We start from the raw sequence: 15,388 nt of genomic DNA, 5'->3' as shown, positions 1-15,388 counted from the left end.
GCCGCGTTCGCGCCGGCACCGGGAGTGAGAATATCGCTACCGGCCGGCGGCGAGGGCCTGCCGGGGCGCCCGGCCCCTGCCTGACCCGCTAGGACACCACGTCCTTGCGGGTGAAGCGCCAGAAGGCGAGCGACCAGAAGACGGTGGCATAGCAGATCGCCGAGATGGCGCCCTTGACGATGTCGTCGGTCTGCACCGGCGTGGAGAGCAGGCCGAGCCAGGCCGAGCTGTAGTGCGTCGGCAGGAAGTCCCGGAGCACCCCCAGCGCGGTGATCTGGTCGAGGATGCTGGAGAGGATCCAGAGCAGCACCGCGCCGCCGACCGCGCCGAGCGCCGCGTCCGTGGTCACCGAGAGCAGGAACGCCAGGCCGGCCACGACCAGGAGTACCACCGCGAGATAGCCGAGGATGCCGAGCAGTCGCAGCAGCCCCTCCCCGGCCGGGATCTGCGCGGCCACCGTGCTGGAGAGCGGCGACCAGCCGTACCGGAGGGTGCCGGCGAGCAGCGCGGTGCCGGCCAGCAGCAGCAGGGCCAGCAGCGAGTACCCGAGCGCGACCACCAGCTTGACCGCGAGCAGCCGGGCCCGGGGCACCGGTACGGCCAGCAGGTAGCGCAGGCTGCCCCAGCTCGCCTCGCTGGCCACCGTGTCGCCGCAGAAGAGCGCCACCACCACGACCAGCAGGAACGACGAGGAGACCAGCAGCGCGAAGAGGGTGAAGTTCAGCCCGCCCGTGGTGGCCAGCTCGATCAGGCTGCCGAACTCGCCGCCACCGTTGTCGTCGTCGCCGGAGCTCTCGAACTGGAACGCGATCAGGATGATCAGCGGCAGCAGCACCATGAAGCCGAGCGCGAACTGGGTACGCCGGCGGGACGCCTGCCGGCGCCACTCGGCGGCAATCGAGAGCGTGGCCCGGGGGCGGTACCCGGCGGCACCGCCGGCCGCGTCCGGTGCCCTGGTTTCCGTGGCGGTCATCAGCGGTCCCCGCTTCCCCGAGAGTTCTCGCCGACCAGGGCGAGGAAGGCATCCTCCAGGCGGCGGCGCGGCACCACCCGGTCCACCCCGACGCCGGCCCGGACGAGTTCGGCCACCACCTCGCTCCGGGCGGTGCCGTTGGTGTCGACCACCAGCGCGCCGTTCGTCTCCGGCAGCACCCGGACACCGTCGAGCCGGTCCAGTACGGCCCGGGCGGCGTCGACGTCGGAGACGTCGAACTGGGTGGAGGGCGACTCGCCGACGATCTCCTCCACCCGGCCGGACGCCACGATCTGCCCCTTGTGTACGACGACCGCGTGCGTACAGGTCTGTTCCACCTCGGCCAGCAGGTGGCTGGAGACCAGCACCGCCCGCCCGTCGGTGGCGTACCGGCGCAGCACCCGGCGCATCTCGGCGATCTGCGGCGGGTCGAGCCCGTCCGTCGGCTCGTCCAGCACCAGCAGCTCGGGCAGCCCGAGCATCGCCTGGGCGATGGCCAGCCGCTGCCGCATGCCGTGGCTGTATTTCCGGGTCTTCCGGTGGATCGAGTCGCCGAGCCCGGCGATCTCCAGCGCCTCCTCGAAGTGCGCGTCCGCCTCCGGCCGCCCGGTCGCCCGCCAGTACGCCCGCAGGTTTTCCAACCCGCTGAGGTGCGGCAGGAAGCCCGGCCCCTCCACCAGCGCGCCGATCCGGGAGAGCACCGGTGAGCCGGGGACCAGCCGGTGGCCGAAGACGTGGATCTCGCCGGTGGTCGGCTGGGTCAGCCCCATCAGTACCCGCAGGGTGGTGGTCTTGCCGGCGCCGTTCGGCCCGAGCAGCCCGACCACCTGTCCCCGGTGCACCTCGAAGTCGATCCGGGAGACCGCGACGAAGCCGTCGGCGTACTCCTTGCGCAGGTCGCGGACGACGAGCGGGGTGTCGGCGTACTCCGGATGCACCGAGGTGTCGTGCCGGCGGTGCCGGCGGCGCAGCACGGCCACCACCACGACGAGCCCGAGCACGATCGCCGCGACCAGGCCGGCGAGCGCCCAGCGCCAGATCACCGCCGGGGTGGCGATCGGCTCGCCGGACACGGTCGGCAACGACACCTCGGCGCCGGTCAGGGCGGCTCCGGCCGGCATTCCGGGTACGGTCCCGGACGCCGGGCCGGCCAGCGCGACGGTGTAGGTGGCCGGCTCGACCGGGGTGGCGAAGCCCTGGTCGGAGGTGGCGACCACGATCCGCAGCCGGTGCCCGGCCTCGATCCGGCGCACGATCGCCGGCAGGGTGACCGTGACCGGGGTCGCGGCGGCGACGTCGGCGGGCAGCCCGGTCAGCCGGACCGGCGCGACGAGGCCGTTGGAGAGCGCGGCCGGGCCGTTCGGGTCGACGTCGTAGAGCTTGACGAAGAGCACCGCCTCGCCGGTCGGCGACGCGGCCCGAATGGTGACCGTCGGCGACCCGACCACGTCGACGGCCCGGTCCAGTGGTGCCGACTCGAACCGGGCGTGCTGGCCGGGCAGGTCACCGGCGACCCCGTCGAGCAGCGACGAGAAGCCGCCGCCGAAGGGCAGCGCGGAGATCGCCGCCGGGTTGCCGGCCGGCGGGTTCGCGATCCGCTGCGCCGGGCCGGCGACCGCGATCGACTCGCTGGTCGTGCCGCCGACGCCCGGATAGTCGGTGACGGAGAAGCCGGTGGCGACCAGGCCCCGGTCGAGCGCGTCGAAGCCGGCGATCCGGGACCAGGTGAAGCTGGCCGACGGCGTCTCGCCGGACCCCTTGACGTAGTGCTCCAGCCACTGCGCCATCAGGAAGCGCAGCCGGTCCCGGTCGGTCTGCGGGCCCTCGCCGCCGTCGTGGCCGCCGGTGAACCAGGCGACCCGGACCGGGGTGCCGCCGGCCGCGATGCCCCGGGCGTTGGCGTCCGCCTCGGCGAGCGGGAAGAGGGTGTCCGCCGCGCCCTGGATCAGCAGGGTGGGCGCCTTGATCCGGTCCAGCACCCCGGCCGGGCTGGACCGCCGGAGCAGCTCGACCGCCGCCGGGTCGGCCCGGCCGGCGGTGGCGATCCGCAGGTACGCCGCGCAGACGTCGGCGGCGAAGCGTCCACAGGCCGGGTCGGCCGGGGTACCGCCCGGAGCGGCACCCGGCACCGTGCCGAGTACCGGATCCTGGCCGGCCGCCGGCCCGTCCTCGTCCGCCTCCTCCGAGCCGGAGTTCCCGGCGGCGCCGGGTACGGCCAGCCCGCCCAGGCTGCCCGTACCGCCGCCGCTGCCGAAGAAGATCCCCGCCCAGCCCTTCTTGAAGACGCCGTCGACCGGTTCCCGGCCGGTCGCCTCGGGCAGGAAGGAGCGGGCCAGGTCGTTCCAGGTGATCATCGGCACGATGGCGTCCACCCGCTGGTCCGCCGCGGCGAGCAGCAGGGCCAGGCCGCCGCCGTACGAGCCGCCGACCACGCCCACCCGGGGGTCGCCGGCCGCGTCCTTGCGGATGTCCGGCCGGGCGGCGAGCCAGTCCAGCAGCCGGGCGGCGTCGCGTACCTCGTAGTCGGGGTGGTCCAGGTGGATCTGCCCGCCGCTGCGCCCGAACCCCCGCGCGGTGTACGTCAACACCGCGTAACCGAGTCCGGCCAGGTCCTCGGCGTCGTCCTCGACGGACCGCTTCGTGCCGCCGAAGCCGTGCGCCAGCAGCACCGCCGGTACCGGCCGGTCGGCGCTCGCCCCGTCCGGCAGGTAGAACCGGGTGTCCAGGTCGACCGGCTGGTCGCCGCCGGGTCCGGAGCGGACGGTGATCGTCGAGTCCGTTGTGGAGTAGGGCGGGCGCTCCGGCCAGGCCGCCCAGCCGACCAGCGCGGCGAGCAGCACCAGCACGGTCGAGCCGGCCACCATCCGGCGCCGGGTCGGCCGGGCACGGCGCAGCCGCGCCAGCAGTCGGGAAGGCATGGGTCACACCGTACGGCGCCGGAGCTGAGCGTTGGCTGAGATCCGCCGTACGTCCGTCCGGCTGGCCCGTTCGGTGTCCGTGACTGGTCGTCCGCGTCGCGCCACCGGGTATCCGGCGAGACGACTTCGGATTCTGTGAATTCCGATTTTTGGTGCAGGACGTACTAATCGATGCATGCACCTAGGCAACAATGCACAAGGAGTCACAATTTTGCTCACCGGGTGTTACCTGTACCCAAGTGACGCATAACTGACTGCTCGGCCCGGATCGAGGGGCTCCGACGTCTACTAGTTTTCCGGTCCGGTGGACGGGACCGGGCGGCCTCCCCACGCCCGCCACGCAGATCGACCCCTCGCGCCGATGGAGATGGACGATGACAGTTCCCGCGCAACGGTCCCGGCGCGCGCCGAACCGGACCGGTACGGCGCTGCGAGTGCTGCTCGCGGTCGCCCTGCTGATCCCGGTCGGCGTGCTGTTCAGCTCGGCCTGGCGCAGTAACGACGACCGGCTCGCCGGCACCGAACGCGAGCGGCACGGGGTCGAATACCTGCGTGCCCTGGGACAGGTGACGCTGGCCCTGGTCGACGCCCAGTCCGGTGCCGTGGCCGGTCGGGCGGCGGCCGCCGCGGCACTGCGTACCGCGGTCGAGCAGACCAGCGCGATCGACGTCCGATACGGTGCCGAGCTGCGTACCAGCGAGCGCTGGGCCGGGCTGCACGCCAAGATCGAGGCGCTGCCCGACCGCCCGCCGGGCAACCCGCAGGACGCCTACACGGTCTACACCGAGACCACCGACCTGCTGCTGGCGCTCTACGCCAAGGTGCGGGAGAGTTCCGGGCTGATCCGGGACCCGGACTCGGACTCCTACCACCTCCAGGACGCGGTGGCCGAGGAACTGCCGGAGGCGCTGGTCGCGGCCGGACGCCTCGCCGACCGCTCGGTACTGGCCTCGGGCCGCCCGCGCGGCGACCGGCTGCGTACCGCCAGCGAGCTGGCCCTGGCCCGCGCCGACGTACTCGGCCCGACGGCCGACCTGGTCGACAACCTGCGCTCGGCGGTGGAGAGCACCGCCAGCCGGACCCTCGGCGGCAACCTGCTCAGCCGGCTCGACGGCTACCAGCGCGCGGTGGAGGATCTCGCCACCCTCACCCGCGACTCGACCGCGCCCAACCCGATCCAGGTCGGTGCCGCCCGCGCCTCCGCGCAACTCGCCGGATCCGGCCTGGCCACGATCATCCTGACCGAACTCGACATCCTGCTCCGGGAGCGGGCCGACGCACGCGTCGACGAACGGCGGATCATCGTCGGCGCGCTGGTCCTGGCCGTACTCCTGGTGCTCGCCGTCGCCGCCCTGCCGGTGCTGGCGGCCCGGGCCGCCGCCCGGGCCGGCCGCGCCCCGGCCGAGGCCGGCGACCCGGTCACCGGCGGGCTCGGCTCCGCCGTCGGTACCCCGTCCGGACCTCCGCCGACCGGGCCGCCGCCGTCCGGACCGCCGCCGATCGAGTCGCCGCTGCCGGCCGGGGCGGCGCTGGCCGGGCCGCCGGCCGGCGGCGTGCCACCGCTGCCCGAGCGCCGGCCGCGCCGGCCGGACCCGGCGGGCGATCCGGGCCGGCGCTCGCCGCTGGCGGACTGGCAGGATCCGGTACCCGCCGGCCAGGCGACCCCGTCGGCCGCGCCGGACAGCCAGGCGCCGTGGGGACGTCCCGATGCTCGGTAGGCTCCGGATCCGGGGCCGGCTGGCCCTGCTCGCCATCCTTCCGCTGCTCAGCACCATCGGCCTCGCCGTCCCGGTGCTGGTCGACCGGATCTCCTCGGCCCGGGAGGCGGCCGAGACCGCCGAAACGGTGCGCCGGGCCGGCCAGGTCGGCACCCTCGTGCAGGACCTCCAGCGGGAGCGGCTGCTCTCCGTCGGCTACCTGCTCAACGTGGTCGACCGCTCCGAACTCGTCCAGCAGGGCGCCCAGGTGGGCGACCGGATCGCCGACCTGCGGGCCGAACTCGGCGACCAACTGACCGAGGAGATCGAGACCGCGATCGGCGGCATCGGCCGGCTGACCGACCTGCGGACCGGCGTACTGAACCGGCGGGCCAGGCCGGACCAGGTGATCACCACCTTCGGCCAGGTACACACCGCGCTGATCGGGTCGCTGGGGCTGACCCACACCGCCGACGCCAGTACGCCCGAGGGCCGCCAGATGATCGCGCTCGACGCGGTACTCCGCACCGACGAGGGGATCAGCGCCGCCGCCAGCCTGATCGTGCTGGTCGCCGGGACGAAGAACCCGGCCTCCGGCATCGCGTACGTCGGCACCATGGCCCGGCTCGAAGCCAACCTGGCCCGGTTCCGCAGCTTCGCCACCCCGGCGCAGAACGAGCTCTACAGCCTGATCGAGCGGGCGACGGCGGCCCGGACCGGCCCCGAGTTCCTCAGCGCCGGTGCCGCCGACCCGACCGAGGCGATCGCCGAACTGGACCTGGCGGACCTCTTCCCGGCGGCCTCCTCCCTGATCACGCTTGGTCAGTTCATCGAGAAGAAGATCGTCACCGACGTGGTCGCCGAGGTCACCGACCAGCGCCAGCGGGCCATCGCCGGGGCGTACACGGTCGGCCTGCTGGTGCTGCTGACCATCGCGCTGATGATGCTGCTCAGCCTGGCGGTGGCGCGTACCGTCGCCCGGCCGCTGACCCGGCTGACCGTCTCCGCCGAGCGGATGGCCCGGGCCGCCGAGGAGGAACTGACCCGGATCGTCGACGACGAGTCCGAGTCGTACCACCCGATCCGGCTCGACCCGGTGGACGTGGACGGCCGCGACGAGATCGGCGACCTGGCCCGAGCCTTCGAGCGGGTGCAGGGTACGGCCGCCCGGCTGGTGGAGCGGCAGGCCGCCAGCCGGCGCAACGTGGCCCAGATGTTCGGGCACGTCGGACGACGTACCCAGAACCTGGTCGGCCGGCAGATCGCCCTGATCGACCGGCTGGAACACCAGGAGACGGATCCCGGCCGGCTCCAGCACCTCTACCGGCTCGACCACGTCTCCAGCCGGCTGCGCCGCAACGCGAGCAGCCTGGTGGTGCTCTCCGGCGGAGCCGGCGGCGACGGGCACGTCGCCCCGCTGCCGCTCGGTGACGTGGTCCGGCTGGCGCTCGGTGAGATCGAGGACTTCACCCGGGTCGACGTGCAGGTCCGGCTCGACGTCGCGGTGGCGCCCGGGGTCATCGGCGACCTGGTGCTGACCCTGGCCGAACTGATGGAGAACGCCACCGCCTTCTCCCCGCCGCACACCCGGGTCACCGTGCTCGCCGAGGTCGTCCCGGGCGGGGTACGCCTCAACCTGGTCGACCACGGCATCGGGATGACCCCGGAGCGGCTGGCCGAGGAGAACGCCCGGCTGACCCGACGCGAGCGACTGGACCTGGTGCCGACCGAGGTGCTCGGGCTGTTCGTGGTGGGCCGGCTGGCCCGCCGGCACGGCTGGCGGGTCACCCTCTCGGCGACCACCCCCGGCGGTGGCGTGACCGTCGGGGTGGAGATCGCCGACCGGCTGCTGGTCACCCGGCGTCCGGAATCCGAACTGCCGACACCCCGGGCGAGCGCGTCGGCACCGCTGCCGGTCCGTCCGGTCAAGGTCGCGGAGGGCGCCATCCCGCACGGCCGGGCCACCGTACCCACCGCCGAGCCGGCCCCGCCCGGACTCGTCGAGCCGGTACCGTCCAGGCCCGCCCAGCCGGCACCACCCAGGCCCGCCGAGGCCGCACCGCCCAGGCCCGCCGAGCCGGTACCGGTGATCCCGGAGCCGGTGCCCGCGGCGGCCGGGCCGGCACCGGTGTTCCGGCTGCCCGAGCTGATGCCGGTGGCGGTACCGGCCGGCCCGGTCTTCGACGAGGAGCTGATCCGCCGGGCCACCCGGTCGCTGACCTCCGGCCAACCCTGGAACGCCTTCCTGACCCGCCCGGTCGCCACCGCCGAGCCCGGCGCGGATCGGGCGGGACACTCCGACGGCGCCGCCCCCGGCGGCCCCGATGCGGGAAGCGGCCCGGCCACCTCCGGTGCCCCGGCGACGCCTTCCGCCGACAGCGGCCCGGGACCCGCCTCGTCCGGCCCCGGCACCGGGCTGCGCCAGCGGGTCCCGGGCGCCCAACTGCCGAACACCACCAGTCGGAGCCGCCCCGAACCGACCCCGGCCGACCCGTCCGTCGTCCGGGCGCTGATCGAGGAGTTCGAGGCCGGGGTACGCCGGGCGCAGCGCGAGCAGCAGTCCCGGCCGACCGGCCCCGACCACCCGTCGGAGCAGCTCGGCACCGGGCCCGGGGAGCCGGACCGGGACGTACCCCGACCGGTCTCCTCCGGGCCGGAGCCGGCCGCCGACCCGCCGTCGGGCGGCACACCGCCGGAGCGGGACGCCCCGCGTCCGGAGGGCGGTAATGTCAGGCCGGTCGGGTCGGCATCCCGGCCCAACGGCACCCCAGCGGCGACCCCCGCCGCGACGGGCGCTCCGCCCCGGCTCAACCGGCGGGTCCCCGGAGCCAACCTGAGCGTTCCCCTGCCGACCACCCCGCTCGGCCAGGCGCCGGCCGTCGCCACCGCCGGGCCGGGCGACCCCGACCAGGTACGCGAGCTGATGATGCAGTTCGAGTCCGGTGTCGCCCGCGCGCTGAGCGAAGTCCGAACAGAACACCGCCACGAAGAGGGAACCCCACGATGAGCACTCCCTTCATCCGTACCGAGCAGGACCAGGCAGCGGGCACCGGCGAGCTGAGCCAGGAGGCACGCACCTTCAACTGGTTGCTGGACTCGTTCACGTCCGGCACCGCCGGTGTGCAGGAGGCGATCGCGGTCTCCTCCGACGGTCTGCTGATGGCCATGTCGTCGATCAAGGACCGGTCGAACGCGGAGCGCCTCGCCGCGGTGGTCTCCGGGATGACCAGCCTGGCCAGTGGCGCCGCGAACTGGTACACGCTGGGTGCGCTCAACCGGGTGGTGGTGGACATGACCGACGGCTACCTGCTGGTCAGCGCGATCAGCAGCGGCTCGGTCCTCGGGGTGGTCGCCGACCGGTCGGCCAACCTCGGCACCGTCGCCTACGAGATGACCCTGTTCGCCGGTCGGGCCGGAGGCGCGCTCACCCCTCGGCTGATCGTCGAACTGAAGAACTCCGTTCAGTCGTGACCACGGGTGTTGCGGTGGGCGGCGGTCCGCCGCGCCGTACACCCCGGAGCGCCCCCGGGCGGAGTGAGGGACCCGCATGACCGAGCGGAGCGAGGTGCCGGCGCCGGACGCGGAGCCGGAACCGGAGGTGTTGCCGACGGTCCGGATCCGTCCCTACCTCCAGGCCGCGCTTGCCGAGGAGCAGGCGCAACCGGAGGCGGACACCGGGGAGCTGCCGGTCGTGCAGCCGGCACCGACCGGGCTGCGCCCGTTCGTGCTGACTTCCGGGCGGGTCTCCGGGGCAGATCCGGCGATCGGGTTGGAGACCCAGGTGACCGCCAGGATCGACGACACCTCCTGGACCAGCCCACCGGTCAACCGGCTCTCCTCGGAACTCCAGGACATCGTCGCGCTGTGCGTCGAGCCGATGTCCGTGGCGGAGATCTCCGCCCGGCTTCGGATGCATCTCGGCGTCACCAAGATCCTGGTCGGTGACCTGCGGGCCGCCGGCCACCTCGACGTACACGTCTGTCCCGTCGAGGATGCCCACGACCCCGACCTCATTATGCGAGTGATCGATGGACTTCGTGCGATCTCCTGACTGGCCCGCCTCGCCGCCGGCCGGCCCCCTGGCGAACAGCGCACCCGGCCGGTACGGCAGCCCGGCCGGACACGGTGTCGGTACCGGTCGTGGGCTGCCCGCCGGGTACGCCCCACCGGCCCGTTCCGCGCCGCCCCGGCACGCCCGGGAGACCGGCGCCGATCCGGCCGGGGCGCACCGGTCCGACCAGCGGCGCGGCAGCGCACCGCCGATCCCGGTGAAGATCCTGATCGCCGGGGGTTTCGGGGTGGGCAAGACCACCACGGTCGGGGCCATCTCGGAGATCGCGCCGCTGACCACCGAGGCGGAGATGACCACCGCCGGGATCGGGGTGGACGATCCGGGGATCCGCTCCGAGAAGACCACCACGACGGTGGCGATGGACTTCGGCTGCGTCACCATCGACCGCAGTCTCAAGCTCTACCTCTTCGGTACCCCGGGGCAGTCCCGGTTCGGGTTCATGTGGGACGACCTGGCCCGGGGTGCGCTCGGGGCGCTGGTGGTGGTGGACTCCTCCCGGCTCGACGACTGTTATCCCGCCATCGACTACTTCGAGCGGGCCCGTCTACCCTTCGTCGTCGCGGTCAACGCGTTCGACGGCCAGATCGCGCACGACCTGACGGCGATCCGTTGGGCGCTGGCGATCGGGGAACATGTTCCACTGGTCCAGTTCGACGCTCGAGATCGACTTTCGGTACGCGACGCCTTACTGATCGTGCTGGATCGGGCCCTGGATCGAGCGATCCGGGAGCGGGAGACTTAGCCCGCGACGGTCCGGCCGCGACGGGTCGGCGGTTGGCCGGGAAGGGTGACACGATGAGGGGCGAACTGGACGACGCACTGGCACGCATGGAGCGCCGGGAGGCGCTGCAACGACGACGGGCCCAGGAGGCGGCCGCCCGGGCAGGATCACCGGTCGACGAGGTGACCGAGGCCGTGCAACGGGTGGTCGCACAGCATCCGAACGTGGCGGTCACGATGTGGGTCGCCGACGGGCCGAAGATCTCGGCGATGCACGTGGCCTGGTCGGACGGCGAGGTCACCGTGCGGCCCGCCGCCGAGCCGGCGTTGCCGGTCGCCGGGCAGGCACCGCACTCCTGGCCGATGTCGGTCAGGACGGTGCCGGGCTGGGCGGCCCCGGAGGATCCGCCGGCACCGGACGCCGCCGCCCGGCTCGCCGACCTGATCCGCCGGGACCCGTCGCTGCTCGGCCCCGACGACCACGGCTGATCCCCGGTCGAGGAGCGGTGCCGACGGACATCCGCCGGGTTTCGGGGAATCTGCCGCCCGTCTCCCGGTCGGTCCCGTCCTCGGCGGGCGATGGAGTCGGACATTTTGCATTGAGGACTGTGTATGTGATCGATACCATCCTCGCCATGCGTGCCCGCCGCGTCACCGCCGTCAGCCTCCTCGCCGCGCTGCTGAGCCTGCTCGCCGTCGGCGTCGCGCGGGCCGACGACCCGCCGAGGCTGACCGCCCCCGGCGTCCCGGTCGTGCTCGCCAACGAGCCGCACGCCCTCACCCTGACCTGGGCGCCCGCGACCTGGGCGAGCGACCCGGCCGGCGAGGACCCGATCATCTACGAGGTACGGGTGCTGCTCGGCAGCAACGTCTACCGCAACCTCGGCAGTACGAGCAGCACTACCCTCACGGTGACCGACCTGGCGCCCGGCACCGAGTACCGGATCGCGATCGGCGCCTACGCGATCAACGCGTACTCCGACAACTCACCGGAGATCAACCTCCGCACCGCGTACGGCCGGGCGAAGGTCGGCTACCTCAACCTGGACTGGTCCCCGACGAACAACCAGATCCACTACGCACTCCGGATCGTCAACACCGGCGACGAGCCGCTCGACCTCAACTACGTCCGGGTGCGGTACCACCTGACCTTCGAGGGCGGCAACACCGACCTGGTGCTGGGGTGCGACTGGGCGGCGCTCGGCTGCGACCGGATCCGGCGTACCCTCCAGTACTTCCCGCCGCCCGCGCCGCCGCCCGGCGGGCCGAGCGGCGCGCCGACGCCGAGCCCGAGCGTGTTCCCGCCGCCGGGTACCCCGATTCCCGGCTGGGTGGAGCTGACCGTCCCCGGCGCGGTGCTCGCCCCCGGCGCCTCGTCCGGGCCGATCTACCTGCGCTTCCACCGGCAGAGCTGGAGTGCGATCGACGAGCGCGACGACCGGAGCTGGCGGAGCGCCACCGGCGGGTGGATCGAGAACGGCCGGATCACCCTCGACGTCGACGGGGTACGCGAGTTCGGCGACACCTCCTCCTGAACGGCGCGGACGTCGGGTGGATGCCGGTCCGCTCCCGGCCGGTACTCTCGGCCGGTGACGGGTCGGGATCTCACGCTCACCGCCAGCCTGCGTCCGGCCGCGCTGGACGCCCGCCGGGGCATCGTCCGGCTGCATCCGGAGGTGCTGACCGCGCTGGGTCTGCACCCCGGCGCTCCGGTACGCCTCACCGGGCGGCGGAGCACCGCCGGGATCGTGGCCCGGGCGGAGCCGTCGGCGAGCCGCGCCCTGCTCTACGCCGACGACCTGGTCCTCGGCAACCTCGGGGTACGCGACGGCAGCCAGGTAACCGTCGCGCCGATCCCGGTGGTGGCGGCCCGCCGGGTGGTGCTGACCGGCCCGCCGGAGATCGTCGCCGTGGTCTCGCCGGAGATGCTCCGCCTCGCCCTGCTCGGCAAGATGGTGACCGCCGGTGACGACGTCTCCCTGCTCCCCCAGGACGTGCTGCCCGACGCGGCGGTGCGGACCCTGGTCGAGGCGGCCCGGCGCAGCCTGGCGAACACCGTCGGCTACGCCTGGACCAGCACCCTGCTGACGGTGACCTCGGCGGAGTCGGCGAACGGCTCGACCGGGCCGCTCGACACCGGCGGCGAGGCCGATTCGGTGCTGGTGACCATGGACAGTGTGGTCGGCTGGCGGGACGGTCACGCCACGCACGGCACGACCTCGGCCGAGCTGCGGGCGGTCACCGGCGGCCAGAGTCCGCGGGCGGCGACCGGGCCGGTACCGGATCCGGCGCCCGGCCTGGACGAGCTGCCCGGGCTGCGGACCCAGGCCGAGGAGTTGACCGAGCTGCTCGACCTCGGCTTCCACCACCGGGAGGTGCTGGGCCGGCTGGGCACGACGGTCTCGCTCGGCGTACTCCTGACCGGCCCGGCCGGGTCCGGCAAGTCGGCGCTGGTCCGGGCGGTCTCCCGGTCGGTGGGGGCCCGGTTCGCCGCGATCTGGGCGCCGGAGGTCGCCGCGCTGACCAACGACGCCGCCGCCCGGCGGCTCCGCGAGGCCGCCGCCTCGGTCCGGGACGCGCCGCCCGCGGTGCTGCTGGTCGCCGACGTCGAGGCGCTGGCGCCGCGCGACACGCCCGGTCCGGTGGGTACGGTCTTCCGGCAGTTGCTGGCCGAGACGGTACGCGCCGGTGCCGCCGTCGTCTGCACGACCAGCCGGCCCGAGTCGGTGGACCCGGCGCTGCGCGCGCCGGACCTGCTCTCGCTGGAGATCGCGATCCCACTGCCGGACGCCGCGCTGCGCCGGGAGCAGTTGACGGTGCTGACCCGGGGGATGCCGCTGGACGAGGACGTCCGGCTGGACGAGGTGGCCGGCCGTACGCCCGGATTCGTCGCCGCCGACCTGGCCGCGCTGGCCCGGGAGGCCGGGGTACGCGCCGCGCTGCGGCAGAAGGAGGCGACCGCCCCGACGGTGGCGATGGCGGACTTCTCGGCGGCCCTGGAGGTGGTCCGGCCGACCTCGATGGCCGAGTCGTCGGTGCTGGAGCTGGCCGACGTGACCCTGGACGACGTCGGGGACATGGCCGAGGTCAAGGAGGTGCTGACCGAGTCGGTGCTCTGGCCGCTGAACTATCCGGACACCTTCGCCCGGCTCGGCGTGCAGCCGCCGCGCGGCGTACTCCTCTACGGCCCGCCGGGGTGCGGCAAGACGTTCCTGGTCACCGCGCTGGCCGGTACCGGTCGGGCGAACGTGCTGTCGGTGAAGGGCGCGGAGCTGCTCTCGAAGTGGGTCGGCGAGAGCGAGCGGGCGGTCCGGGAGCTGTTCCGCCGGGCCCGGGAGGCGGCACCGACGCTGGTCTTCCTCGACGAGGTCGACGCGCTGGCCCCGGTACGCGGCCAGGCCACCGACGGCGGTACCACCGACCGGGTGGTCGCGGCGCTGCTGACCGAGCTGGACGGGGTGGAGACGCTGCGCAACGTGGTGGTGGTCGGTGCGACGAACCGGCCGGATCTGGTGGATCCGGCGCTGCTGCGGCCGGGCCGGTTGGAGCGGCTGGTCTACGTGCCGCCGCCGGACGCCGCCGCCCGGGCCGAGATCCTGAGGGCGGCGGCCCGGTCGGTGCCGCTGGCCGAGGAGGTGGAGTTGGCGGCGCTGGCCGAGGAGTTGGACGGCTTCTCCGCCGCGGACTGTGCGGCGCTGGTCCGGGAGGCGGCGCTGGCGGCGATGCGGGAGTCGCTGGAGGCGAGCACGGTGCACGCCGGGCATGTGGCGACGGCCCGGTCCCGGGTCCGGCCGTCGCTGGATCCGGGTCAGGTCGCCTGGCTGGCCGCGTACGCCGCGCAGCGGTGAGCAGGATCCCGGCCCGGTTCCGCCAGGTGGCTCAGGGCTGGCTGGTGGCTCAGGGCTGGCCGGTGGCCAGGGCCAGCGCGGCCGGGTTCTGGTATTCCCGCCAGTGCGCCACCCGACCGTTGCGGACCCTGAGCACCGCGATGAACGGGGCGGCGGCGGAGACGCCGGTGGTGGTGACGGTCGCGGCGAGTTCGTACTCGACGACGATCACCTCGGGGTCGGTGGTCTGGTGGATCACCACGTTGCGGCAGTCGTCGATCCGGAGCGGCAGCCCGGCCCGGCCGGCGGCGGCGAATTCGAGGAACTCCCGCCGGCCCTCGATCCGGTTGGGCCGGCCGGGTGCGGCGAAGGGCATCTCCACCACGACGTCCTCGGCGAGTTGGTCCTCGGTGAAGCCGGCCGTGTTGGCCAGGAAGTTGGCGCGGATCCGGGCGAACGCTTCGCTGGGCGTGCTCATCGGACCATCCCCTCCGAAATAAAGTGAGTGACGACTCGACTTATGAAGATAGTGAGCCCCGACTCACTTTGCAAGGAGGAGAGATCCGCATGACGCCCCGGACAGCCGAACCCGGCCGGCCGCTGCGCGCCGACGCGCAGCGCAACCGCGCCCGGATCCTGGCGGCCGCCGAGGAGGTCTTCGCCGAGCACGGCGTCGCGGCGTCGACCGAGGAGGTCGCCGCCCGGGCCGGGGTCGCCATCGGTACCGTCTTCCGGCACTTCCCGACCAAGAACGACCTGCTCGCCGCGATCATGAAGGGCGTACTCGCCGGACTGGTCGAGCAGGCCGCGACACTGGGCGGCGACGACAGCTCCGGCACCGGGCTCTTCACCTTCTTCGCCAGTACCGTCGAGCAGGCCGCCACCAAGAAGGCCGTGGCCGACCTGCTCGCCCGCGACGGTGTCGAGATCCAACTCCCCGAGGTGCTCGACGTGCTGGGCGCGGCCGTGCACGGCCTGCTGCGCCAGGCCAGGGCCGCCGGCACGGTCGACCGGCAGGTGCAGCTCCCCGAGGTGATGGCGCTGCTCGCCGCGCTGACCCAGGGTGCCCTGCGCGGCAACTGGGACGCCGGGCTGCGGCAGCGCACCCTGGCGATCGTCTTCGCCGGCCTGCGCCCGACCCCGACCGGCTGACCGGACACCCGGCGGCCGACGCAACGGGT

The 15,388-nt window shown here is 73.9% G+C and carries 12 protein-coding genes; 9 read left to right on the top strand and 3 right to left on the bottom strand.

Annotation, left to right across the window (positions count from 1 at the left end; all coding sequences use genetic code 11):
• Positions 1-88: 88 nt before the first annotated feature.
• Together C6W10_RS08095 and C6W10_RS08090 are read right to left on the bottom strand one after the other, a co-directional pair.
• On the bottom strand, positions 89-973 hold the full coding sequence (locus C6W10_RS08095) for an ABC transporter permease (protein WP_107257526.1): 885 nt from the start codon (positions 971-973) through the stop codon (positions 89-91).
• Positions 973-3,891, bottom strand: a complete 2,919-nt coding sequence (locus tag C6W10_RS08090; protein ID WP_107257525.1) for an alpha/beta fold hydrolase — start codon at positions 3,889-3,891, stop codon at positions 973-975. Before C6W10_RS08090 ends, C6W10_RS08095 begins: the two co-directional genes overlap by 1 nt.
• A 374-nt stretch (positions 3,892-4,265) precedes the next feature.
• On the opposite strand from C6W10_RS08090, the gene C6W10_RS08085 reads away from it, so the two are divergent.
• The 8 genes from C6W10_RS08085 (at position 4,266) to C6W10_RS08050 (ending at position 14,228) form a co-directional block, all read left to right on the top strand.
• Entirely contained in the window at positions 4,266-5,609 is a 1,344-nt protein-coding gene (locus tag C6W10_RS08085; protein WP_159079287.1) for a hypothetical protein, read from the top strand.
• A complete protein-coding gene (locus C6W10_RS08080) occupies positions 5,599-8,595 on the top strand; it encodes a nitrate- and nitrite sensing domain-containing protein (protein WP_107257523.1) in 2,997 nt (998 codons plus the stop codon). Before C6W10_RS08085 ends, C6W10_RS08080 begins: the two co-directional genes overlap by 11 nt.
• The gene (locus C6W10_RS08075) at positions 8,592-9,059 is read left to right on the top strand and encodes a roadblock/LC7 domain-containing protein (protein ID WP_107257522.1); all 468 of its coding nucleotides are present in this window, start codon (positions 8,592-8,594) and stop codon (positions 9,057-9,059) included. Before C6W10_RS08080 ends, C6W10_RS08075 begins: the two co-directional genes overlap by 4 nt.
• 76 nt (positions 9,060-9,135) lie before the next feature.
• The gene (locus C6W10_RS08070; protein WP_107257521.1) at positions 9,136-9,639 is read left to right on the top strand and encodes a DUF742 domain-containing protein; all 504 of its coding nucleotides are present in this window, start codon (positions 9,136-9,138) and stop codon (positions 9,637-9,639) included.
• 211 nt (positions 9,640-9,850) lie between these two features.
• Entirely contained in the window at positions 9,851-10,402 is a 552-nt protein-coding gene (locus tag C6W10_RS08065) for an ATP/GTP-binding protein (RefSeq protein ID WP_318396947.1), read from the top strand.
• A gap of 53 nt (positions 10,403-10,455) precedes the next feature.
• Positions 10,456-10,869, top strand: a complete 414-nt coding sequence (locus C6W10_RS08060) for a hypothetical protein (protein WP_107257520.1) — start codon at positions 10,456-10,458, stop codon at positions 10,867-10,869.
• 146 nt (positions 10,870-11,015) lie between these two features.
• A complete protein-coding gene (locus C6W10_RS08055) occupies positions 11,016-11,915 on the top strand; it encodes a cellulose binding domain-containing protein (protein ID WP_107257519.1) in 900 nt (299 codons plus the stop codon).
• Positions 11,916-11,969: 54 nt separating this feature from the next.
• The gene (locus C6W10_RS08050; protein WP_107257518.1) at positions 11,970-14,228 is read left to right on the top strand and encodes an AAA family ATPase; all 2,259 of its coding nucleotides are present in this window, start codon (positions 11,970-11,972) and stop codon (positions 14,226-14,228) included.
• Between the two features lie 49 nt (positions 14,229-14,277).
• Here C6W10_RS08050 and C6W10_RS08045 read toward each other — a convergent pair whose 3' ends face one another.
• The gene (locus C6W10_RS08045; protein ID WP_107257517.1) at positions 14,278-14,685 is read right to left on the bottom strand and encodes a nuclear transport factor 2 family protein; all 408 of its coding nucleotides are present in this window, start codon (positions 14,683-14,685) and stop codon (positions 14,278-14,280) included.
• Between the two features lie 89 nt (positions 14,686-14,774).
• Between C6W10_RS08045 and C6W10_RS08040 the strand changes: the two genes are divergently transcribed.
• Positions 14,775-15,359, top strand: a complete 585-nt coding sequence (locus C6W10_RS08040) for a TetR/AcrR family transcriptional regulator (RefSeq protein WP_107257516.1) — start codon at positions 14,775-14,777, stop codon at positions 15,357-15,359.
• The last annotated feature ends 29 nt before the right edge of the window (positions 15,360-15,388 follow it).

Origin of the sequence: Plantactinospora sp. BB1, from assembly GCF_003030385.1 — a bacterium.
In the GTDB taxonomy this organism is placed as follows: Bacteria; Actinomycetota; Actinomycetes; order Mycobacteriales; family Micromonosporaceae; genus Plantactinospora.
The sequence above is the reverse complement of the archived record's forward strand: the minus strand, read 5'-3'. Positions and strand labels throughout refer to the sequence as shown.

Coding starts and splice junctions, on each gene's coding strand:
- C6W10_RS08090 (WP_107257525.1), bottom strand. CDS start 3,891: ATGCCTTCCCGACTGCTGGCGCGGCTGCGCCGTGCCCGGCCGACCCGG.
- C6W10_RS08060 (WP_107257520.1), top strand. CDS start 10,456: ATGAGGGGCGAACTGGACGACGCACTGGCACGCATGGAGCGCCGGGAG.
- C6W10_RS08085 (WP_159079287.1), top strand. CDS start 4,266: ATGACAGTTCCCGCGCAACGGTCCCGGCGCGCGCCGAACCGGACCGGT.
- C6W10_RS08080 (WP_107257523.1), top strand. CDS start 5,599: ATGCTCGGTAGGCTCCGGATCCGGGGCCGGCTGGCCCTGCTCGCCATC.
- C6W10_RS08040 (WP_107257516.1), top strand. CDS start 14,775: ATGACGCCCCGGACAGCCGAACCCGGCCGGCCGCTGCGCGCCGACGCG.
- C6W10_RS08070 (WP_107257521.1), top strand. CDS start 9,136: ATGACCGAGCGGAGCGAGGTGCCGGCGCCGGACGCGGAGCCGGAACCG.
- C6W10_RS08095 (WP_107257526.1), bottom strand. CDS start 973: ATGACCGCCACGGAAACCAGGGCACCGGACGCGGCCGGCGGTGCCGCC.
- C6W10_RS08075 (WP_107257522.1), top strand. CDS start 8,592: ATGAGCACTCCCTTCATCCGTACCGAGCAGGACCAGGCAGCGGGCACC.
- C6W10_RS08055 (WP_107257519.1), top strand. CDS start 11,016: ATGCGTGCCCGCCGCGTCACCGCCGTCAGCCTCCTCGCCGCGCTGCTG.
- C6W10_RS08045 (WP_107257517.1), bottom strand. CDS start 14,685: ATGAGCACGCCCAGCGAAGCGTTCGCCCGGATCCGCGCCAACTTCCTG.